This window comes from Variovorax sp. EL159 (assembly GCF_900100965.1).
Classification (GTDB): Bacteria; Pseudomonadota; Gammaproteobacteria; order Burkholderiales; family Burkholderiaceae_C; genus Variovorax.
In genome coordinates, this window is record NZ_FMUJ01000001.1 from 1,261,624 (window position 1) to 1,282,188 (window position 20,565).

General features: G+C 63.1%; 19 protein-coding genes and 1 tRNA gene. 18 read left to right on the forward strand and 2 right to left on the reverse strand.

Annotated features, from left to right (window positions below):
- Positions 1-3 precede the first annotated feature (3 nt).
- Genes purD through rng form a run of 8 tightly spaced genes read left to right on the forward strand, consistent with a single transcriptional unit; the run spans position 4 to position 6,849 of the window.
- Positions 4-1,302, forward strand: a complete 1,299-nt coding sequence (purD, locus tag BLQ28_RS05950) for a phosphoribosylamine--glycine ligase (RefSeq protein WP_093237586.1) — start codon at positions 4-6, stop codon at positions 1,300-1,302.
- Positions 1,302-2,219: an oxygen-dependent coproporphyrinogen oxidase gene (gene hemF / locus BLQ28_RS05955; RefSeq protein WP_093237587.1), complete on the forward strand. Its 918-nt coding sequence runs from the start codon at positions 1,302-1,304 to the stop codon at positions 2,217-2,219. The genes purD and hemF overlap by 1 nt, the downstream gene beginning before the upstream one ends.
- Positions 2,216-2,845 carry a nicotinate (nicotinamide) nucleotide adenylyltransferase gene (gene nadD, locus BLQ28_RS05960; RefSeq protein WP_093237588.1) on the forward strand — a complete coding sequence of 210 codons (630 nt, stop codon included), beginning with the start codon at positions 2,216-2,218 and terminating at the stop codon, positions 2,843-2,845. Before hemF ends, nadD begins: the two co-directional genes overlap by 4 nt.
- Complete coding sequence (gene rsfS, locus BLQ28_RS05965) at positions 2,845-3,537, forward strand: ribosome silencing factor (RefSeq protein WP_093237589.1); 693 nt, start codon at positions 2,845-2,847, stop codon at positions 3,535-3,537. Before nadD ends, rsfS begins: the two co-directional genes overlap by 1 nt.
- Positions 3,534-4,001 (forward strand): 23S rRNA (pseudouridine(1915)-N(3))-methyltransferase RlmH, encoded by a 468-nt coding sequence (gene rlmH / locus BLQ28_RS05970; protein ID WP_093237590.1) that lies wholly within the window; start codon positions 3,534-3,536, stop codon positions 3,999-4,001. Before rsfS ends, rlmH begins: the two co-directional genes overlap by 4 nt.
- Entirely contained in the window at positions 3,998-4,711 is a 714-nt protein-coding gene (locus BLQ28_RS05975) for a phytanoyl-CoA dioxygenase family protein (protein ID WP_256327179.1), read from the forward strand. The genes rlmH and BLQ28_RS05975 overlap by 4 nt, the downstream gene beginning before the upstream one ends.
- A 2-nt stretch (positions 4,712-4,713) precedes the next feature.
- Positions 4,714-5,316: a Maf family protein gene (locus BLQ28_RS05980; RefSeq protein WP_093237592.1), complete on the forward strand. Its 603-nt coding sequence runs from the start codon at positions 4,714-4,716 to the stop codon at positions 5,314-5,316.
- A 6-nt stretch (positions 5,317-5,322) separates the two neighbouring features.
- The gene (gene rng, locus BLQ28_RS05985) at positions 5,323-6,849 is read left to right on the forward strand and encodes a ribonuclease G (protein WP_093237593.1); all 1,527 of its coding nucleotides are present in this window, start codon (positions 5,323-5,325) and stop codon (positions 6,847-6,849) included.
- A 265-nt stretch (positions 6,850-7,114) separates the two neighbouring features.
- On the opposite strand, the gene msbA is transcribed toward rng, so the two are convergent.
- Entirely contained in the window at positions 7,115-8,899 is a 1,785-nt protein-coding gene (gene msbA / locus BLQ28_RS05990; RefSeq protein WP_093237594.1) for a lipid A export permease/ATP-binding protein MsbA, read from the reverse strand.
- A gap of 253 nt (positions 8,900-9,152) precedes the next feature.
- Here msbA and tolB point away from each other — a divergent pair, with 253 nt between their 5' ends.
- The 7 genes from tolB (at position 9,153) to BLQ28_RS06025 (ending at position 14,374) form a co-directional block, all read left to right on the forward strand.
- The gene (gene tolB / locus BLQ28_RS05995) at positions 9,153-10,379 is read left to right on the forward strand and encodes a Tol-Pal system beta propeller repeat protein TolB (protein WP_218121900.1); all 1,227 of its coding nucleotides are present in this window, start codon (positions 9,153-9,155) and stop codon (positions 10,377-10,379) included.
- 25 nt (positions 10,380-10,404) lie between these two features.
- Positions 10,405-10,920, forward strand: coding sequence for a peptidoglycan-associated lipoprotein Pal (pal, locus tag BLQ28_RS06000; RefSeq protein WP_093237596.1), 516 nt, complete (start codon positions 10,405-10,407; stop codon positions 10,918-10,920).
- The gene (gene ybgF, locus BLQ28_RS06005) at positions 10,920-11,669 is read left to right on the forward strand and encodes a tol-pal system protein YbgF (protein WP_093237597.1); all 750 of its coding nucleotides are present in this window, start codon (positions 10,920-10,922) and stop codon (positions 11,667-11,669) included. The genes pal and ybgF overlap by 1 nt, the downstream gene beginning before the upstream one ends.
- Positions 11,670-11,691: 22 nt before the next feature.
- A complete protein-coding gene (locus tag BLQ28_RS06010) occupies positions 11,692-12,534 on the forward strand; it encodes a tRNA threonylcarbamoyladenosine dehydratase (RefSeq protein ID WP_093237598.1) in 843 nt (280 codons plus the stop codon).
- 49 nt (positions 12,535-12,583) lie between these two features.
- Positions 12,584-12,659, forward strand: a tRNA-Lys gene (locus tag BLQ28_RS06015).
- Positions 12,660-12,821: 162 nt separating this feature from the next.
- Positions 12,822-13,820 carry an integrase gene (locus BLQ28_RS06020; protein WP_093237599.1) on the forward strand — a complete coding sequence of 333 codons (999 nt, stop codon included), beginning with the start codon at positions 12,822-12,824 and terminating at the stop codon, positions 13,818-13,820.
- A gap of 134 nt (positions 13,821-13,954) precedes the next feature.
- Entirely contained in the window at positions 13,955-14,374 is a 420-nt protein-coding gene (locus BLQ28_RS06025; protein ID WP_093237600.1) for a hypothetical protein, read from the forward strand.
- Between the two features lie 2 nt (positions 14,375-14,376).
- On the opposite strand, the gene BLQ28_RS32490 is transcribed toward BLQ28_RS06025, so the two are convergent.
- On the reverse strand, positions 14,377-14,631 hold the full coding sequence (locus BLQ28_RS32490; protein ID WP_143012425.1) for a hypothetical protein: 255 nt from the start codon (positions 14,629-14,631) through the stop codon (positions 14,377-14,379).
- Here BLQ28_RS32490 and drt4 point away from each other — a divergent pair.
- From drt4 to BLQ28_RS06040, 3 genes are all read left to right on the forward strand, one after another.
- Positions 14,630-16,282: an antiviral reverse transcriptase Drt4 gene (gene drt4, locus BLQ28_RS06030; RefSeq protein WP_093237601.1), complete on the forward strand. Its 1,653-nt coding sequence runs from the start codon at positions 14,630-14,632 to the stop codon at positions 16,280-16,282. The genes BLQ28_RS32490 and drt4 overlap by 2 nt on opposite strands.
- A gap of 643 nt (positions 16,283-16,925) precedes the next feature.
- Positions 16,926-17,912 (forward strand): AAA family ATPase, encoded by a 987-nt coding sequence (locus BLQ28_RS06035; protein ID WP_093237602.1) that lies wholly within the window; start codon positions 16,926-16,928, stop codon positions 17,910-17,912.
- An 84-nt stretch (positions 17,913-17,996) separates the two neighbouring features.
- Positions 17,997-20,489 (forward strand): S8 family peptidase, encoded by a 2,493-nt coding sequence (locus BLQ28_RS06040; RefSeq protein WP_093237754.1) that lies wholly within the window; start codon positions 17,997-17,999, stop codon positions 20,487-20,489.
- Positions 20,490-20,565: the final 76 nt, after the last annotated feature.

Below are 20,565 nucleotides of genomic sequence, written 5' to 3' on the forward strand. Positions count from 1 at the left end.
CGAATGAAGGTACTGGTAATTGGGGGAGGGGGCCGTGAGCACGCATTGGCGTGGCGGCTGGCGCAGGCCAACCGGGTCAGCCGCGTGTACGTGGCGCCGGGCAATGGCGGCACCGTGAGCGACGAACGCTACGACTGCATCGACATCACCGAGCCCGTCGCGCTGCGCGAATGGGCGATGGCGGAAAAGATCGCGCTGACCGTGGTCGGCCCCGAAGCACCGCTGGCGGCGGGCGTGGTGGACGAGTTCCGCGCGCACGGCCTGCGCATCTTCGGGCCCACGCAAGCGGCCGCGCAGCTCGAAAGCTCCAAGGCCTTCTCGAAGGCGTTCATGAAGCGCCACAAGATCCCGACTGCCGAGTACGAGGCGTTCACCGATGCCGCCGCGGCGCATGCGTACATCGACGCCAAGGGCGCGCCGATCGTCGTCAAGGCCGACGGCCTGGCCGCCGGCAAGGGCGTGGTCGTTGCCATGACCGCACAAGAGGCTCACGAGGCCGTCGACTTCATGCTGGTCGACAACAAGTTCGGCGTGTCGCACAACGAAGGCGGCGCCCGCGTCGTCATCGAAGAATTCCTGCAGGGCGAAGAAGCCAGCTTCATCGTGCTGTGCGACGGCAAGAACGTCACCGCGCTGGCCACCAGCCAGGACCACAAGCGCCTGCTCGACGGCGACGAAGGCCCCAACACCGGCGGCATGGGCGCGTATTCGCCCGCGCCCGTGGTCACGGCCGAGGTGCATGCACGCGCCATGCGCGAGATCATCCTGCCGACCATTCGCGGCATGGAGAAAGATGGCATTCCGTATACCGGCTTCCTGTACGCCGGCTTGATGATCGACGCGGCAGGCCATCCCAAGACGCTCGAATTCAACTGCCGCATGGGCGACCCCGAAACGCAGCCGATCATGATGCGGCTCAAGTCCGATCTGTTCGAGGTGTTCTGGCACGCCACCGACGGCACGCTCGACCAGGTCGAGCTGCAGTGGGACCGCCGTGTCGCGCTCGGCGTGGTGATGGCCGCGCACGGCTACCCGCTCTCGCCACGCAAGGGCGACCGCATCACCGGCATTCCGCCCGAAGCCCCCGACGCCGTGGTGTTCCATGCCGGAACGACCATGCAGGACGGCGAGCTCAAGACCAGCGGCGGCCGCGTGCTTTGCGTGACGGTGCTGGCCGACAGCGTGAAGCTCGCGCAGCAGCGGGTCTACGAGGTGGCGGCGCGTGTCCGGTTCGACGGCGCCCAGTACCGCAAGGACATCGGATACCGCGCGCTTCACACGCGCAACAACCCCCACGCTTGATGCAGCAAACCAACCCGGCAGCGGTCGGCGAGTATCTGCGCGGACTGCAGCAGTCGATCATTTCGGCGGTGGAAAAAGCCGATGGCGGCACCTGTGTGCGCGACGCCTGGCAGAAGGCGCCCGGCGAACCGCTGCAGGGCCACGGCCTGACCTGCATCCTCGAAGGCGGTGCGCTGTTCGAGCGCGCGGGCTGCGGCTTCTCGCAGGTGCGCGGGCCGAAGCTGCCGCCCTCGGCCACGCAGAACCGGCCCGAGCTTGCAGGCGCGCCCTTCGAAGCGATGGGTGTGTCGCTGGTGTTCCATCCGCGCAACCCTTACGTGCCGATCGTTCACATGAACGTGCGCATGCTGGCTGCACTGCCGAAAGACAGCGAACCCGTGTGCTGGTTCGGTGGCGGCATGGACCTCACGCCTTGCTACGGCTTCGAAGAAGACGCGGTGCATTTCCACACCGTGTGCCGCGATGCTCTCGCGCCCTTCGGTGACGACAAGTACCCGCGCTTCAAGACCTGGTGCGACGAGTATTTCTTCCTGAAGCACCGCAACGAGCAGCGCGGTGTCGGCGGCATCTTCTTCGACGACTTTTCCGAAGGGGGCTTCGAGAACGGCTTCGCGATGATCCGCTCGGTCGGCGACGGCTTTCTGCCGGCCTACCTGCCCATCGTCGAGCGGCGTCGCGACACGGCGTACGGCGAGCGCGAGCGCAATTTCCAGCTCTATCGGCGTGGGCGCTACGTCGAGTTCAACCTCGTGTGGGACCGCGGCACGCACTTCGGCCTGCAGTCGGGCGGGCGCACCGAATCGATCCTGCTGTCGATGCCGCCGCTGGCAAGCTGGGCCTACCAGCAGCAGCCCGAAGCGGGCAGCCCCGAAGCCGCGCTGTACAGCGACTTCATCGTGCGGCGCGACTGGTTGTGAATCCCTCCGGCAAGGCTGTGCGCATCGGCGTTTTCGGCGGCGCTTTCGATCCGCCGCACAACGCGCACGTGGCACTGGCCGAAGCCGCGCTTGCACAGCTCGACCTGGCCGAGCTGCACGTCATTCCCACGGGGCAGGCCTGGCACAAGAGCCGCGCGCTGACGCCGAAACAAGACCGCCTCGCCATGACGCGCCTGGCCTTCGCCGGCCTGAAGGGCACCGTCGTCATCGACAGCCGCGAAGTGTTGCGCGACGGCCCCACCTACACGCTCGACACCCTGCACGAGCTGCAGCAGGAGCAACCGGGCGCACAGCTCGTTCTGATCATGGGCGCGGACCAGGCGGGTGCCTTGCCGACCTGGCACGGCTGGCAGGCTATACTCGGCATTGCTATCGTTTCTGTAGCGTATCGCGCACTATCGACGGGCGACATTGCTCGTTTTGATCCGAAAATGCTGCCCGGCCTCCCGGCTGGCGCGCGTTTCGAGGCGCTGGAACTGCCGGCCATGGACACCAGCGCCACCGAGATTCGGCGGCGCGCAGCACTCGGCGAGGATATTTCCTCGCTGGTTCCGCCCACCGTTGCACGCTATATTGACCAACACCACCTCTACCGCTCTGCCTGATGACCACTGAAGCCGCCGCCAAGAAAGACACCCAGAAACTCCAGCGAGCCATCATCGATGGACTCGAAGACGTCAAGGCGCAGGACATTCAGGTATTCGACACAGAACATCTTTCGCCGCTGTTCGAGCGCGTGATCGTGGCGTCGGGCACCTCGAACCGCCAGACCAAGGCGCTGGCCGCCAGCGTGCGCGACGCAGTGCGCGACGCCGGCTTCGGCAAGCCGCGCATCGAGGGCGAGGAAAACGGCGAGTGGATCATCGTGGACTGCGGCGCGGCCGTGGCGCACATCATGCAGCCCGCCATCCGCCAGTACTACCACCTCGAAGAGATCTGGGGCGACAAGCCGGTGCGCGCCAAGCTCGGCGGTGCCAAGCCTGCCGCTGCTACGGCATCGAAGGTGAGCGAAGAGAAGAAGCCCGTCGCAGCCAAGATGCCGAACCTGCGTCGCGCGAGCGCTGCCAAGACCGCCATCCGCGCGGCCGAGCAGGAAGCCAAGGCCGAGAAGGCCAGCCGCGCGCCCGCCAAGAAGACGGCCGCCAAGAAAGCTCCTGCCAAGAAGACCGCCACCACCGCACGCGTGCCGGTGAAGGTCGTCGGCAAGCCGGCGGCCAAGAAGCCAGCAGCGAAGACGGCTGCAAAAACGGCCGCGAAGAAGGCGCCCGCGCGCAAGGCGGCTCCGCGCCGTCCATGAAGCTGCTGGTGGTCGCCGTCGGGCAGCGCATGCCCGATTGGGCGCAGACTGCCTGGGACGACTACGCCAAGCGCTTCCCATCCGAGCTCAAGCTCGAGCTGCGCGCCGTCAAGACCGAGCCGCGCGGCTCCAAGTCGCTGGAAACCCTCTATGCCGCCGAGCGCGAGCGCATCGAGGGTGCCATCGCCCGGGGCATGCGCATCGTCGTGCTCGATGAGCGCGGCACGTCGCTCACCACCAAGGCGCTGGCGGCACGGCTGCAGGCCTGGCAAGGCGAGGGCGACGACGTGGCCCTGGTCATCGGCGGCCCGGACGGGCTCGACCCTGCCTTCAAGGCCGCGGCGCACGAACGCATCCGCTTGTCTGATCTGACGCTGCCACATGCGATGGCGCGGGTGCTGCTGGTCGAGCAGTTGTATCGGGCCTGGTCGGTGAACGCAGGTCATCCGTACCACCGCGAATGACGAGCGCCAACAGTCGGGCTGCGATGCTCGACGAGGCGGGCTACGCGCTGTTGCCGGCGCTCCTGCCGGCGGATCTTTTGCTCCAGACCGCACAGTCGTTCGAGTCCACGCTGGGGCAGGCGGCCGGCAGCCGCAATTTGCTGGCCCAGCCGCAGTGCCACGAAATGGCGAATCACCTCAAAGTGCAGCTCGTCGACATGAATCTGCTCGACGCGTCGTCGGTGGCCGTGCAGTGCACGCTGTTCGACAAGACGGCCGACAGGAACTGGCTGGTCGCGCTGCATCAGGACACCTCGATTCCCGCCTCGGGCCCTGGCACGCCTGCTGTCGTGAAAGAAGGCGAGCCCTACGTGCAGCCACCGGTCGACGTGCTGCAGTCGCTGCTCGCCGTACGCGTGCACCTGGACGATTGCGGCGCCGATGCCGGCCCTTTGCGCGTCGTTCCGGGGAGCCACCGGGCGGGCCGCCTCGATGACACCCAGGCACAGGCGATGCGCGCCAACCGTGGCGAGGCGATATGCACGGCCGCACGCGGCGACGCGTTGCTGATGCGCCCGCTGCTGCTGCACGCGTCCTCCCGTGCGCGTTCGCCGGTTCGCCGTCGCGTCCTTCACTTCCTCTTCGGACCCGAACGCCTGCCGCACGGACTGGTCTGGAATCGCACCGTGGCCGGCGCACAACCTGCGTCGCCGGCTCTCCAGGAGAACTGAACTTGCCGGACTTCATCTACCTCGCTTCGCAAAGCCCGCGCCGCGCCCAACTGCTCGGCCAACTCGGCATTCAGCATGCATTGCTGCTGGCCGATGCCAGCGAAGACGCCGAATTGCTCGAGGCGGTATTGCCCGGCGAGGCGCCTGCAACGTATGTGCAGCGCGTCACGGCGCTCAAGCTCGATGCCGCCGTGGCCCGGCTCAAGCGTCGCGGGCTGGCCGATGCGCCGGTGCTGTGTGCCGACACCACGGTCGCGCTGGGCCGCACCATCCTCGGCAAGCCCGAGGACACGGCCGATGCCGCGCGCATGCTCGCCCAGCTGTCGGGCGCCACGCACCGCGTGTTGACGGCCGTGGCCCTGCAGCACGGCACGCAGCGCCATGCGGCGCTCAGCGTTTCGCGCGTGCGCTTCGCCCAGATCACCGAGGCACAGATCGCCCGTTATGCCGATAGCGGGGAGCCGCTCGGCAAGGCCGGTGCCTATGCCATCCAGGGCGCGGCGGCAGCGTTCATCGAGCACATCAGCGGGTCCTATTCGGGCATCATGGGACTCCCCATGTTCGAGACCGCGCAGCTGCTTCAGCGCGCCGGTTTCACTACTTAAGACCTCATGCAAGACATACTGATCAACTGGTCACCGCAAGAGACCCGTGTGGCGCTGGTCGAGCACGGCGCGGTGCAAGAGCTGCACGTCGAACGCACGCTGGAGCGCGGGCTGGTCGGCAACATCTACCTGGGCAAGGTCTCGCGCGTGCTGCCGGGCATGCAGTCGGCCTTCATCGACATCGGCCTGGAGCGCACGGCCTTCCTGCACGTGGCCGACATCGTCGCGCCGTTCACGCCGGGCTCGCGGCCCAGCGCGCCGGTGCCCGAGCGCGACCACCGCAACGGCGGCCCGATCGTGCCGATTGAAAAGCAGGTGTTCGAGGGCCAGTCGCTTCTGGTGCAGGTCATCAAGGACCCGATCGGCACCAAGGGTGCGCGGCTGTCCACGCAGATCAGCATCGCCGGCCGGCTGCTGGTGTTCCTGCCGCAGGACAACCACATCGGCGTGTCGCAGAAGATTCCTTCGGACCAGCGCGAGTCGCTGCGCACGCGCATGCTGGCGCTGATCGAGGCGGCCGCGGCTGCCGACAGCGGCGGCGTGGTGCCGGCCAACACCGGCGGCTTCATCCTGCGCACCAACGGCGAAGACTCTTCCGACGCCGAGCTGGCCGAAGACATCGCCTACCTGCGCAAGACCTGGTCGCGCATTCGCGAATCGTCCAGCAAGTTGCCGGCGATGTCGTTGCTGCATCAAGACCTGAGCCTGCTGCAGCGCGTGCTGCGCGACATGACCAGCGAAGACACGCAGACCATCCGCATCGACTCGCGCGAGCAGTTCGAGGTGCTGCTGAAGTTCGGCCTCGAATTCATGCCGCAGGCGGCCGGCAAGCTGCAGCACTACAAGGGCGAGCGGCCGATCTTCGACCTGTACTCGGTCGACGAGGAAATCGCCAAGGCGCTGGGCCGCCGGGTCGAACTCAAGTCGGGCGGCTACCTCGTGGTCGACCAGACCGAGGCCCTGACCACGGTGGACGTGAACACCGGCGGCTTTGTCGGCGCGCGAAATTTCGACGACACGATCTTCAAGACCAACCTCGAAGCGGCGCAGGCGATTGCACGGCAATTGCGGCTGCGCAACCTGGGCGGGATCATCATCGTGGACTTCATCGACATGGGCCGCGACGACCACCGTGAGCAGGTGCTGGCCGAATTCCGCAAGCAACTCGCGCGCGACCGGGTGAAGACCACGGCCGGCGGCTTCTCGCAGCTCGGTCTGGTGGAAATGACCCGCAAGCGCACGCGCGAATCGCTGGCCCACATGTTGTGCGAGCCCTGCGCGGCCTGTGGCGGGCAGGGCATCGTCAAGACCGCGCGCAGCGTGGCCTACGACGTGATGCGCGAGATCCTGCGCGAGGCGCGGCAGTTCACGCCGCGCGAGTTCCGCATCGTGTCGTCGCCACAGGTGATCGAGCTGTTCCTCGACGAAGAGAGCCAGCACCTGGCGGGGTTGAGCGACTTCATCGGCAAGCCGATCTCGCTGCAGTCCGAGCCCGCCATCGGGCAGGGCCAGTACGACATCGTGCTGCTTTGATTAGGGCCTGTTCACACTACACAAGGGGTCGCGAAGCTCGCCACAGCCCGCCCATCAAGGCGCGTGACGCCGTGCGTGCGTCCGCACGCACAAGGAGCGCAACGCCGAGGGGCGGGCTGTGGCGAGCTTCCCTTCGGGTTGCTTCGCCAAGGGGCCGTCTGCGGCGTTGCCCGCGCTTGCAAGGCGCCAGCCCTGCCGCGCCCGGGCGCCTTGCAGCCAGCCCCTTGGCGGAGCAACGCGACCCCCTGTGTAGTGTGAACAGGCCCTACAGCGTCGGGTCTTGCCCCGGCGGGGCGCTGCGCACTGCCAGCGTCTGCAGCCGCGCGTAGAGGCCGTCCAGCGCCATCAGTTGCTCATGGCTGCCTTGCTCGGCAATGCGGCCTTGCTCCATCACGATGATGCGGTCGGCGTGCTGGATGGTCGACAGGCGGTGGGCCACGATCAGCGTGGTGCGGTTCTGCATCAGGCGCTGCAGCGCGTCCTGCACCAGCCGTTCGGATTCGGTGTCCAGGGCCGATGTGGCCTCGTCGAGCAGCAGTACCGGCGCGTTCTTGTAGAGCGCACGCGCGATGGCGAGGCGCTGGCGCTGGCCGCCGGACAGCTGGGTGGCGTTGTGGCCCAGCACGGTGTCGATGCCCTCGGGCAGGCTGTCGACGTGGCTGCTCAGGTTGGCGGCGGCAATGCATTCGAGCACGCGTTCGCGATCGATCTCCGAGCCCAGCGCCACGTTGGCCGCGAGGGTCTCGTTGAGCATGACCACGTCCTGGCTCACCATCGCGAACTGCGCGCGCAGGCTCTTCAATTGCCATTCGCTGGTGTCATGCCCGTCGAGCAGCACCTGGCCGTCGCTCGGCTGCACGAAGCGGGGCAGCAGGTTGACCAGCGTGGTCTTGCCTGAACCCGAGGGCCCGACGAAGGCCACCACCTGGCCGGGTTCGATGGTCAGGCTCACACCGTCGAGGGCTCGTTGTTCGTCGTCGCCGCGGTAGCTGACGCGCACGTTGCGCAGCTCGATGCGGCCGGCTGCGTGTTCTAGGCTGAAGCTGCCTTGCGACTCCGGCGCCACTTCGTCGATCAGTATCAGCCCGCGTTCGAGGGCCGCGAGGCCGCGCGTGATCGGGGCGGCCATGTCGGCGAGCCGGCGGATCGGCGCGATCAGCATCAGCATGGCCGTGATGTAGGCAACGAAGCCGCCCACGGTCAGGCCTTGTTCGCCGCTCTGCCAGAGCGCGATCATCACCACGACCGACAGCGCCAGCGACGCCATCATCTGCGTGAGCGGCGTGGTGGCGGCCTGGGCGATGGTCGATTTGACGGCCAGGCGGTTCAGGCGCTGGCTGAGCTTTTCGAAGCGCTGGCTCTGCGCCGCTTCGGCACCATGAAGGCGCACCACGCGGTGCGCGAGCACGTTCTCTTCCACCACGTAGGCCAGTTCATCCGTCGCCTGCTGGCCCTGCTGCGTGAGGCGGTACAGGCGCTTGGAGAACACCTTCATGATCCAGGAGATGCTGGGCACGAGAAAGGCCACGATCAGCGTGAGCTTCCAGTTCAGGTAGACCAGATAGGCGAGCAGCGCGATCAGCGTGAAGCCGTCGCGCGTGAGGCCGAGCAGCGCCTGCACCAGCAGCATCGCGCCGGTCTGCACCTCGTAGACCACCGTGTTCGACAGGGCGCTGGCCGACTGGCGCGTGAAGAGCGCCAGCTCGGCGCCCATCAGCCGCTCGAACAGCACGCGCCGCAGCCGTTGCATGCCTTCGTTGGCGATGCGCGAGAGGGCGTATTGGGAAATGAACTGGGCGATGCCGCGCACCGCGAACAGCAGCAGCACGGCCGCCGGCACTATCCACAGCGCGAGCTGGCCGCGGTTGAAGCCACGGTCGAGCAAAGGCTTGAGAAGGGCGGCCATCAGCGGCTCGGTAATGGCCGCCATCAGTGCACCGATCAGGCCGGCTGTCCACCACTGGCGAGAGCCGCCAAACCAGGTCATGAGTCGCGCCAGACGGCGCATCAGGGGAGGGCGCGCGTTCTCGCCGCCGGGGGATGCTTGCATGGCGGCGGATTCTACGGGCGGCCCCATTCCGGGCTTCCTTGAGTGATTCTGTAGGACCGCACCGCCGGATAAACGTTTTGTGACGGCGTCGCCGAGCCAGTGTGTAACATGTGGCCCGTTACGCCGGGCAGAAACTTTTTCTCCGGAAACCTCTCCGAACCGCATGAACAAGCCGTTGCCAGTCTCTATCCCAACTCCTTCTTCATCGCTATTTGCACGCCGCACCCTCATTGCGGCTCTTGCTGCCACTCCCATGCTTCCTGCGCTGGCCCAGTTCCGGGTCGAGGTGTCGGGCGTCGGGTTGACGCAGCTGCCGATTGCGCTCGTTCCGTTCAAGGGCCAGGAAAGCTCGCCCCAGAAGATTTCGGACATTGTCCAGGCCGACCTCGAACGCAGCGGCCAGTTCCGCGGCGTCGACGCCTCGGGCCAGGCGCTGGACGAGGCCTCGCGCCCCGACCTGTCGCTGTGGCGCCAGCGAACGGCCGATTCGCTCGTGGTGGGCAGCGTCAGCAGGCTGGCCGATGGCCGCTTCGATGTGCGCTTCCGTCTGTGGGACGTGGTGAAGGGCCAGGACCTGGGCGGCCAGAGCTACACCGTGCCCCAGGGTGACCTGCGCCTTGCCTCGCACCGCATCGCCGACTACGTCTATGAAAAGCTGACCGGCGAAAAAGGCATCTTCTCGACCCGCATCGCCTACGTCACCAAGGCCGGCAGCCGCTACTCGCTCTGGGTGGCCGACGCCGATGGCGAGAACGCACAGGCTGCGCTCGCCAGCCCCGAACCCATCATCTCGCCCTGCTGGTCGTCGAACGGCCAGCAACTGGCGTATGTGTCCTTCGAGTCGCGCAAGCCGGTCGTGTACGTGCACAACGTGGCCAGCGGCCAGCGCCGCCTGCTCGCGAACTTCAAGGGCTCCAACAGCGCGCCGGCCTGGGCACCCGATGGCAATTCGCTGGCCGTCACGCTCAGCCGCGATGGCGGCTCGCAACTGTTCAGCATTCCGGCCACGGGCGGCGAACCGCGCCGCCTGACCCAGAGCTCCAGCATCGACACCGAGCCGGCCTATTCGGCCGACGGCAGCACGATCTATTTCGTGAGCGACCGCGGCGGTGCGCCGCAGATCTACAAGATGAGTGCCAGCGGCGGCAACCCGACGCGGGTCACCTTCAGCGGCACCTACAACATTTCTCCGGCTGTCAGCGGCGATGGCCGGTGGTTGGCCTACATCTCGCGGATCGGCGGCGCGTTCAAGCTCCAGGTGATGGAGCTGGCGACCGGCAATGTCGCGTCCATCACCGACACCACCGCCGACGAGAGCCCGAGTTTTGCTCCCAACAGCAAGCTGATCGTCTACGCCACGCATCTGCAGGGCCGCGAGGCGCTCATGACGAGCACGCTCGATGGAAAAATAAAGGCACGACTCGCGGGACAGGCGGGGGACATAAGAGAACCGGACTGGGGTCCGTTTCAGAAGCAATGACCAGGTTTACTTGAGGAGTTCGAAAATGTTGAAACGTACGATTTATTCGCTGGCTATCGTGGCACTGATCGCCGGTTGTTCGTCGGGCACCAAGCTCAACGAAACGCCGGTGACCGACCGCTCCGGCACACCTGGCGGCCAGCAAGGCGCCACCACCGTGGCACCCGTCACCATCGATCCGAACGCCGGCACCGCGCAAGGTCCGATGGGCGTGGAACGCATCGTCTACTTTGATTACGACAGCTACACGGTCAAGCCCGAGTTCCAGTCGATCATCGATGGCCATGCGCGCTTCCTCAAGCAGAATCCGCAGCGTCGCGTCTCGATCGAAGGTCACACCGACGAACGTGGCGGCCGCGAATACAACCTGGCGCTGGGCCAGAAGCGTTCCGAAGCCGTGCGCCGCGCGCTCACGCTGCTTGGCGTGAGCGACAGCCAGATCGAAGCCGTGAGCTTCGGCAAGGAAAAGCCGGCCGTGCAGGGCTCGGGTGAAGAGGTGTGGGCACAAAACCGCCGCGCCGAAATCCGCTACACCCGGTGATGCAACGCGCTGTGTTGCGAGGCGCGGCGCTGGCTGCCGCCTTGCTTTGCGTCTCGGTCGGGTCGCAAGCCGCACTGTTCGAGGATGACGAGGCCCGCAAGGCCATCCTCGACCTGCGGCAGCGCGTCGAGACCATGCGCCAGCAGACCGATCAGCGGCTGACCGACGAAAACGGCCAGCTGCGTCGCAGCCTGCTCGATCTGCAAAGCCAGATCGAGCAGATGCGCGGCGACCTGGCCCGCATGACCGGGCAGAACGAACAGCTCACGCGCACGCTGAGCGAAATGCAGTCGCGCCAGACCACCATCGACGACAAGCTCAAGCAGACCGAGCCGTCGAAGGTGTCCGTGGACGGCCGCGAGTTCAACGCCGATCCCAAGGAAAAGGCCGATTTCGATGCCGCGCTCGGCGTCTTCCGTGCCGGCCAGTTCGCGCAGGCGCAGACGGCGTTTGCCGAGTTCGTCAAGCGCTACCCGCAAAGCGGCTACAACGCTTCGGCGCTGTTCTGGCTTGGCAATGCGCAGTACGCCACGCGCAACTACAACGAGGCCATCGCCAACTTCCGCTCGATGCTGTCGCTCGCGCCCGACCATGCCAAGGCCCCCGAGGCCGTGCTGTCGATCGCGAACTGCCAGATCGAACTGAAGGACACGCGTGCCGCGCGCCGCACGCTGGAAGACCTGACCAAGGCCTACCCGCAGTCCGAAGCTGCACAGGCCGGCCGCGAGCGCCTTTCGCGCCTGCGCTGATGCCGGCAGCGGAGCTTTCCGCTTGAGCACCATCACTCCTGAAGCGTTCACCCCAGCAACCGCCGCGGATGTCGTCACCGACACCGCGGCGCCTGACTTTGCGCGCCGCTTCGGCGGCCTCGAACGGCTGTACGGCGTGGCCGGTGCCGCAGGCATCCGCAACGCCCATGTGCTGGTCGTCGGCATCGGCGGCGTGGGTTCGTGGGCGGTCGAGGCACTGGCGCGCAGCGGCGTGGGGCGGTTGACGCTGGTCGACCTCGACCATGTGTCGGAGTCGAACATCAACCGGCAGATCCACGCGCTCGATTCGACCGTGGGGCAAGCCAAGGTCGAAGCCATGCGCGAGCGCATTGCGCAGATCAACCCCGAGTGCAAGGTGCTGGCCATCGACGAATTCGTCGAGCCCGACAACTGGACCACGCTGCTCGACGCGGCGCAGGCCGCGAACGGGCCTGCAACGGCGGTCATCGATGCGTGCGACCAGGTGAAGGCCAAGCTCGCGATGGCGGCATGGGCGCGTGCCTCGCGCACGGCGTTCGTCACCGTCGGTGCGGCGGGGGGCAAGCGACAGGCACACAAGGTCGACATCGACGACCTGTCGCTCGTCACGCACGACCCGTTGCTCGCCCAGCTTCGCCAGCGTCTGCGCAAGTCGCATGGCGCGCCGCGCGAAGGCCGCAAGATCGGCGTGACCTGCGTCTTCAGCCGCGAAAGCGTGGCGCCACCCGACGCTTCATGCGCGATCGAAGGCGATGGTTCTCTCAACTGCCACGGCTATGGTTCGGTGGTCAGCGTGACGGCAACTTTCGGTCAATGTGCGGCAGGTTGGGTTCTCGACAAAATTGCGGGCAACGCCACGCTATAATCTTTGGCTTTGCTGGATTCAACGCCAGCAAGAAACAAAAAATGGTTCCGGGACGTTAGCTCAGTTGGTAGAGCAGCGGACTTTTAATCCGTTGGTCACTGGTTCGAATCCAGTACGTCCTACCAACACATTGAATCGGTCGAAACTCAGCATCCATGCGGGTTTCGGCCGTTTTTCTTTGGTGACCGGGATATAGGCGCGGTGTCTGTCCAGTCCGTTTTTCGCGGGTTTGGCACAAAATTGGCACACCGAAACTCCGGCTCCATGTCTCGGAAAGGCAAGGAGCAATGGCAAGTTTTGACAAACGCGGCGAGTTCTGGCGCGCCCAGATCCGTCGCAACGGTTACCCACTCCAGTCGAGGACTTTTGACACCAAGCCCGAAGCGCAGGCGTGGGCACGGTCCGTCGAGTCCGATATGGATCGCGGCACCTACCGAGACAACCGAGAGGCCGAAAGCACGACGCTGGCTGAAGCGCTCGATCGGTACGGCCGGGAGTTCAGCAGCCGAAAGGCGCATCCCGACCGGGACTTGCAACGTATCAAGCGCTGGCAGCAGTACCCGCTCGCGCAGCGCCACATGGCTACCCTGCGCGGGACAGACTTTGCGGCCTACCGTGATACTAGGCGTCAGCAGGGCAGGGCCGAAAACACTATCCGCTTGGAGCTCCAACTCGCGAGCCATTTGTTCGAAATGGCTCGAAAGGAGTGGGGTTGGGAAGGTCTGCTGAACCCGCTGAAGAACATCCGGAAACCCTCCGGCACCAAGGCTCGCGATCGCCGCCTGCACCCTGGCGAACGCGAGCGCTTGGCGGCGGCGTTGGCCGAGTCCGATAACTCCTGGGCTGCACCGGCATTCGAGCTCGCCATCGAGACCACGTTGCGCCAGGGCATGCTCTTCGAACTGCGCTGGTCGTGGATCGACTTGGGCAAGCGTGTGGTCACGATCCCGCGCTCGTACCACCAGCGGGCCAACAAAGGTGTCCCTCACGAAATACCGCTCTCGTCGAAGGCCGTAACCGTCCTGCAGGCCATGCCGCGCAGCATCGACGGTAGGGTGTTTGGGTGTACGGCCAATGCTGCCTTAATGATCTGGAAACGGGTACTGAAGCGTCTGGCCATCGACGATTTGCGATGGCACGATTTGCGCCATGAAGGGGTTTCGCGTCTCTTCGAAAAAGGAATGAGCGCCATTGAGGCCTCAAGCATCAGCGGCCATAAGAGCTTCGTCATGCTCAAGAGGTACACCCATTTGCGGGCCGTCGATCTGTTGGCGAAGATCGGTTGATTTTCGCGGGTTTGGCAGCAGCCCTTGGCAGCCACATTCACTACCGACCGCCCGCAGGCGGCCGGTTCATCTCCCCGGCTTCCTCCCCCTACTTTTGAGGCCTGCGAGGCGGTCACCTCGAAAGGAGCTACCGAATGAAGATGACTCAATTGATCAGCATGCTGGCTCTAGTTACTTTTGCGGCTGGCGCGCAAGCCCAAATCTTGTACGAAGTTGCCAATTCGACTGGAGGCCAGCAGGTCGCCGGGGTAGGCATCGACCAGGCCGCGATTTACGGTGGCATCAATGATGCCCGCGGACGAGCTCAGAACGCGCAGGGTATGGCCGAGTGGGCGGGCCAGACTGCCCAGAGCGCGAGTCAAGTTGCAGCTACCGCTCAAGGCACAGCGAGCTACGCAGTCGGCCGTGCGGCCGATGCCCGCGCTCGCGCCGATTACACAGCCCAGTACAACTGGGGTTACACGAGGGCGGCCGCGATTTCCGCCTGCATGGCAACCGGCGCTTCTCCGGCTTATTGTGCCGTCGTGAACGATTCCACGTTTCCCCCGCCCTGATGTCAGGAGAGGGCTACGACAAACAAGGCGCCTTCGGGCGCTTTTTTTTCTGCTCGGGCCCTGGCCACCAGAGGAGCTAGTGCGGCTAGGCGAGCTGGCGGCAGCGAATGTGCGCTCGCTTCATATAGCGGCTCCCGATCAGAGCCTGTCTTTTTATATCGGATGCAGTGATCTTTGATCGCGAGTGAATAGATGAACTCCTCGAAGCATGCGAAGATGACGGCTTTGATTTTCACAAAACCGTAGGCATCCCTCATGAAAGAATACGCCATCACCCATAGGTCAGATCATGTGGGAATGGGATTAGATAATCGGCATTTCTTGGAGGCCTTGACCAGGTGGAATTATTTTCCCAATCAAAAAGCATTGGCAACAGAACTCCCGCCCAACATATCCACACGACGATTCACGCCTGAGGTTGCCCGGAAGCTGATTGAGACTATAAAAATCAATAATGAACGTAAACCGCTTGGCTTCGACTTGGTTGAGTATCGTGCAACTCGATATAACAATGTTTCGCGCATACTTGGATTAATTCATCCGCTGGCGTTTGCAAGAATTTTCGAGGTCTTTGAGGCTAATCACGAAAATCTAATAGCTGCGATGAAAGACGAAAATAGTGCGATTCAGGTGGAGGCGCACAATGACGGTCGGATGCTAATTATGAACTATGAGGATCATGAAACTAAAGCAATGGCGGCTATTGATCAAAGCTTTGGCAAAAAATTTCGAGCCCATACTGATGTCGCCAACTGTTTTGCATCTGTTTACACCCACTCGCTGGAATGGGCCGTTCAGGGCTTCGAAATAGCCAAGTTAAACTTGGCTGTTAAAAAAGGACCCCGTCATTGGAGTGCCCATATTGATCAAGCTTTACGTTGGGCCAAGCGCAACGAAACCTCAGGATTGCCGGTTGGTCCTGCGTCCTCAAGTATCGCGGTTGAGGTCATACTATCCGCTGTGGATCAGAAGTTGCGCGACCGATTTTCGTTTGTTCGTTATGTTGACGATTACACGGCACTCTGTGAATCGCACGAGAGTGCGCAAGAGTTTATTCTTGCGCTTGGCAAGGAGTTGAGTCTATATCGGCTTAACTTGAATTTAGCCAAAACCTCAATTGTCGAACTCCCGGAACCTCTGCAGGAGAAATGGGTTGCTGATTTGATGAATGCAGTCCCTCCGGTGCTACGTGATGACGGGCAGCTGGCATTCATGGATACCAGCGATGCGCTGCAATTTTTAGATCACGCAGTGCGACTCAATAACGAAACTCCTGATGGAAGTATCGTAAAATTCGCCGTGGCGGCTATATCTAGAAGATTAAAAGACCGAGCTGCTGCTGATGTTTTTAAATATGTTTTGAATTTGTCTTGGCATTATCCAATTCTCTTGCCTTACTTGGAGCAAATAGATGCTCGCTCCGAATATTATGACCGAGAAATTTTGATTGAAAAGCTAAATAAAATCATCGCAATCAATGTTGCACATCGCAGGTCTGACGGAATTTGCTGGGCGCTTTATTACCTGGATAGATTGAAATCCAACCCGTCAGAGGATTCAATCGTTGGAGTTATTTCCTCAGGAGATAGCGTCGCAATCGCCATGCTCTGCGCCTTTGAGATTGCTGTCGAACGAGTTGCAGAGTACGCAAAAACTTTAATCGACAAAACTTCACTGTACATTAAAGATCAAAATTGGCTTCTGCTGTACCGGCTATATCTTTTGGGGAAAATTAATGATCCTTACGAGGATGAAAAAACATTTGAAATATTGAAGAAGTATGAGGTTGATTTCTTTTGCCCGGCTGGGGAGAATAGTCGGGCGGAAGAGTATTGCGAATACATTTCAAATCCATTTGTTCCTCAAGAGGAGATGCAGAATTTCGATCAATGGATGAACGGCGCCTAGCTCCTCTATCTATTCTTAAAGCTCGGCACTAACTACGTCTAGCGCAGGCGCCTTCGAGCTGGCAATCGAAACATCCCTGCGACAGGGGGCTTTTCGCATTGCGCTGGGAATGTGTGGATCTACCAGGTGGTCTAACCCAATTCGCCCGGCTTTCCGCGAACGCAAAAACTAGGGTGTGCCGGACGTCATCCTCTCGAGCCGTCGAGGTCTGAGACCGCTGCCGCAAAGCATCGACGGCCGTGTGTTGGCGGCGGCACGGGATGCGGTCCTCATGACTTGGCGCAATGCCCGAAGCGGTTGAGCACAGAGGACCTTCGATGACTCGACTTGCGGCACGAGGACGCGAGAGGGCGTGCCGAGCACGATCCAGGGGTTTCGACAATGGATCGCGCGGCGTTCACAGGCGGCGTCGATCCGAAGATGATCCGGCGGTACATGAACCTCGACGCCGTAGTACTTGCCCTCCGGCTGTTACCCCTGCCCAAACCATGGCGCCGGTCGTGAGTGAAGACACTTTTTGAGAAAATGCCAAGGTTTTTTGAGTACGGAACTCTTGCCTCTTCTTCGATTTTCGGGCGACTGTTCACGTCGTGATGCGAACAGCCCGACCGCTATACTCGAAACTCCCAAAGAGGCGAAACACATGCCGAGAGCCGATCTCATCGTCAACCTCGTGCGCGCTGGCACGCAAGGCGATCAGAAGATGTTCCGGTCGACTGTGGAAGCCATCGCGGCAGAGGAGCGCGCCAAGCGCCATACCCTGCTAGCTGACAGGTTGGAGGAAAACTTGCGTGCGGTCGCCGTGCCGCCCAAAAGCCCGGAGGTCATTCGCAGTTTCGACGGCGGCCATGGAGGATTGCTATACGAGATCCAGCCCCGCCGGATGCTCGAATCCATTTTGTTGGCCGACGAAGTGAAGGCCGCCACGCGCGAACTGGTGGAAGAGCAGCAGCGCACGGACTTGCTCCGGTCCTATGGCCTCGAGCCGCGTCACAGGATCTTGCTGTCGGGCCCCCCGGGCAACGGCAAGACAACCTTGGCCGAAGCCATTGCCTCCGAGTTGATGATTCCGCTCTTTGTAGTGCGCTACGAGGCAGTGGTGGGCAGTTTCTTGGGCGAAACAAGCGGCCGATTGAAACGGCTTTTCGACTTCGCACGCACACACCATTGCGTTCTCTTCTTCGACGAATTCGACACGTTGGGTAAGGAGCGCGGAGACACCCACGAGACTGGCGAGATCAAGCGCGTTGTCAGCTCGTTGCTTTTGCAGATCGACGGACTGCCCAGCCATGTCGTTGTAGTAACTGCGACTAATCACGCCGAATTGCTTGATCGTGCGGTCTGGCGGCGTTTTCAACTGCGTCTTACCCTACCCGCACCGACATTGGCTCAGCGTACGCAATGGTTCGAGCGTTTCCAGCGCCGACTCGATGTGCCGCTGGGCATGGCACCGAAGACGCTTGCGACGCGCCTGAACGTCACTAGCTTTTCTGACCTCGAGCAGTTCTGCGAGGACGTGCATAGGCGGTACGTCCTGGCGTTACCCTCTGGCGACATCAAGACAATCATTGCGGATCGGATCGTTCAGTGGAAACTGCGCGCATCCATTGACGACTCGCCCGGGCGGTAAGGTTTGCCGGGCGAGAACCGAGGGCAGTTGCCCCTCCTGATTTTCCCGCAGCCTTCGCCTGTGGAGCGGCAAGCTGGCTCCAAGATGCGTCCCACGCTTCATGTCCCAGGACATGCGCGCCAGGCCGAGCGACTAGCACCACGATTTCAGTCACTGCAAGCTGCTTTTGATGCTCGTCGTCTGGAGTTGCAGGCAAGCGCGCAAAACAGCGATCCAGACCTCGTTGTCGTCTTCGTAACCGTTGGGGCCGTCAACGACTTTATCTCTTCGGCGGAACGCATCCCGGGTCTGGAATGGCTGGCGGCGATGATTGAGGCGCAAGTCGAGCCAGACGAGGATTTCTATTCCACTCAAGACGCAGACAAGGCGCTCAGTGGGAAGCTGTTTCTGATGGGCAGCAACCGGCAAGCGCTCGAGGAGGTCGTGCGATTGTGGGAGCTCTACCGATCTGAGCCGACCAGCGACCTCGGCAAGGGACTCAGTGCTTGGAAAGGGTTGTTCCTCCATCTAAAGGAGGTGCGGTTCTGGGGGCCACAAGACCGGCTCGGAGATGAGCTACGCCAAGCGTGGCGCTTCCGTTTGGAGACCGGCGCGGCGTCATTAAAGTTCGAGATCGAGGCATGGTGTTTCTCGTCTCCAGTCAAGAACACCGCCTCCTCCACTGAAGTGCGTGCACTGGTCGGTGAACTTGGAGGACGGGTCCTAGACGAGCGGCTGATCCTCGACATTGCCTACCACGGGTTCTTGGTTGAAGTGCCTGCGCAGGGAGTCCATCTGCTACTGGGCGCGGCGGCGCCGCCGTTGCTCCGATCTGAGCGAGTAATGTTCATGCGCCCGAGGGGGCAGGCCTCGGCACGCGCCGGCGATGGAGCCGCGCGCTTGCCCGACTTGGCGGTGCCCCAGCAGCGAGTCTCCGGTGCTCCGGTCGTCGCCATGTTGGACGGACTTCCGTTGGCCAACCATGCTCGCCTGCAGGGGAGGCTGATCGTTGACGATCCCGACCAATGGGCGGAGGCCTATCCGGCCGCCGAGCGCGTCCACGGCACGGCGATGGCATCGTTGATCGCCTGGGGCGAACTCGACGCGGCCGGAGCCCCACTGAGCGCGCCTATTTATGTGCGCCCCATCCTGCGACCCGATCCCAACAGCAATCCGCGAGAGGAATGCACACCGGACGATCGCCTGTTGGTGGATCTCGTGCACGTAGCAGTGCGTCGTATCTTTGAAGGGGCCCCAGGTGTGCCGCCTGCGGCCCCGACGGTACGCGTCATCAATCTGTCCGTGGGCGACAGGTACCGCCCGTTCGCGGGCGATCTGTCTCCATGGGCCCGTCTCCTGGATTGGCTGTCATACAAGTACAAGGTGCTTTTCGTCGTCAGCAGTGGCAACCGGGCCGACGATCTCGTTCTCAACGTGGCCCGAGAATCGCTGCAGAATCTGACCCGCGAAGCGCAGGCTTCTGCGTCGATGCTGGCGCTCGTGCAGCAGGACATGCACCGCCGCCTGCTGGCGCCGGCGGAATCCGTCAATGCGCTTACAGTGGGCGCCTCCTACAGCGACGGATCGACCTTCGCGACAGTCCCAGGACGCTATGCCTTGTTCCCGGAGTACGGCATTGCGCCGTACTCCTGCATCGGGCCCGGATTTCGGCGGGCGATAAAACCCGAGATTCTGTTGCCTGGTGGACGTGCCCTCTACCGCGAGCGTCCTGTCTCACCGCCGGCCGAGACTCATCTCAGTGGCGTCTGGCATACGCCTCAACCACCAGGGCAGCGCGTCGCCGTGCCCATGGATGCTGCGGGGGACACGATCTATACGCGCGGAACCAGTAATGCGGCGGCGCTGGCCACGCGCTGGGCAGCGCAAACATTTGGTGTGCTGGAAGCGCTACGCGCCGGCAACCCAAACGGACTTCCGAGCCGCTACGACGCCGTGATGATCAAGGCCCTGTTAGCTCACGGGGCGAGTCTCGGGAACATCGAAGACCAAGTGCTAGCCGCGCGACCGGACGTTGTCCACTGGCATGCGCAGCGCCGTCTCGTGAGCCGTTATGCCGGTTACGGTGTAGCCGACGTCGATCGAGCACTAACCTGCACGGAGCAACGGGCGACCATGCTAGGCGTCGGTGAACTGCGCAACGAGAAGGCATGGGAGTTCCGCGTCCCTGTTCCGGAAGCACTTAATGCGACCCTCGTTAAGCGAAGGCTCACCGTCACATTGTCGTGGTTCACCCCCCCGAATGCGCGGCACTCCAAGTACCGAACTGCACGGCTGTGGGTTGACCTGCCCGACGACCCTTTGCGCTTAACGCGCCTCGAAGGTGAAGCTCGCCAGCTTCAGCTCGGGACCTTGCAGCACGAAACCTTCGAGGGTGAGGGCGCGGTGCCAGTGATTCCTGGGCAGAATCTAGTGATTCGGGTGAACTGCCTTGCCGATGCCGGCCGGCTCGACAATCCCGTCGAATTCGCACTTTGCGTTTCGCTAGAAGTCGCCGAGGGAGTTGCACTGCCAATCTATGAGCAAGTGCGGGCTCGAATCACTCCTCGTGTCGCAGTCGGCGTCGAGGCATCGCGCTGAGAAGCGAGTCGATTGACGCTCAACCTGCGCGCCTCGGGCGCCGTCGCCTCAATTCTCCCTGTCAATTTTCGCGCTT

Coding starts and splice junctions, on each gene's coding strand:
- purD (WP_093237586.1), top strand. CDS start 4: ATGAAGGTACTGGTAATTGGGGGAGGGGGCCGTGAGCACGCATTGGCG.
- hemF (WP_093237587.1), top strand. CDS start 1,302: ATGCAGCAAACCAACCCGGCAGCGGTCGGCGAGTATCTGCGCGGACTG.
- rsfS (WP_093237589.1), top strand. CDS start 2,845: ATGACCACTGAAGCCGCCGCCAAGAAAGACACCCAGAAACTCCAGCGA.
- rlmH (WP_093237590.1), top strand. CDS start 3,534: ATGAAGCTGCTGGTGGTCGCCGTCGGGCAGCGCATGCCCGATTGGGCG.
- BLQ28_RS05975 (WP_256327179.1), top strand. CDS start 3,998: ATGACGAGCGCCAACAGTCGGGCTGCGATGCTCGACGAGGCGGGCTAC.
- rng (WP_093237593.1), top strand. CDS start 5,323: ATGCAAGACATACTGATCAACTGGTCACCGCAAGAGACCCGTGTGGCG.
- msbA (WP_093237594.1), bottom strand. CDS start 8,899: ATGCAAGCATCCCCCGGCGGCGAGAACGCGCGCCCTCCCCTGATGCGC.
- tolB (WP_218121900.1), top strand. CDS start 9,153: ATGCTTCCTGCGCTGGCCCAGTTCCGGGTCGAGGTGTCGGGCGTCGGG.
- pal (WP_093237596.1), top strand. CDS start 10,405: ATGTTGAAACGTACGATTTATTCGCTGGCTATCGTGGCACTGATCGCC.
- ybgF (WP_093237597.1), top strand. CDS start 10,920: ATGCAACGCGCTGTGTTGCGAGGCGCGGCGCTGGCTGCCGCCTTGCTT.
- BLQ28_RS06020 (WP_093237599.1), top strand. CDS start 12,822: ATGGCAAGTTTTGACAAACGCGGCGAGTTCTGGCGCGCCCAGATCCGT.
- BLQ28_RS06025 (WP_093237600.1), top strand. CDS start 13,955: ATGAAGATGACTCAATTGATCAGCATGCTGGCTCTAGTTACTTTTGCG.
- drt4 (WP_093237601.1), top strand. CDS start 14,630: ATGAAAGAATACGCCATCACCCATAGGTCAGATCATGTGGGAATGGGA.
- BLQ28_RS32490 (WP_143012425.1), bottom strand. CDS start 14,631: ATGAGGGATGCCTACGGTTTTGTGAAAATCAAAGCCGTCATCTTCGCA.
- BLQ28_RS06035 (WP_093237602.1), top strand. CDS start 16,926: ATGCCGAGAGCCGATCTCATCGTCAACCTCGTGCGCGCTGGCACGCAA.
- BLQ28_RS06040 (WP_093237754.1), top strand. CDS start 17,997: ATGCGTCCCACGCTTCATGTCCCAGGACATGCGCGCCAGGCCGAGCGA.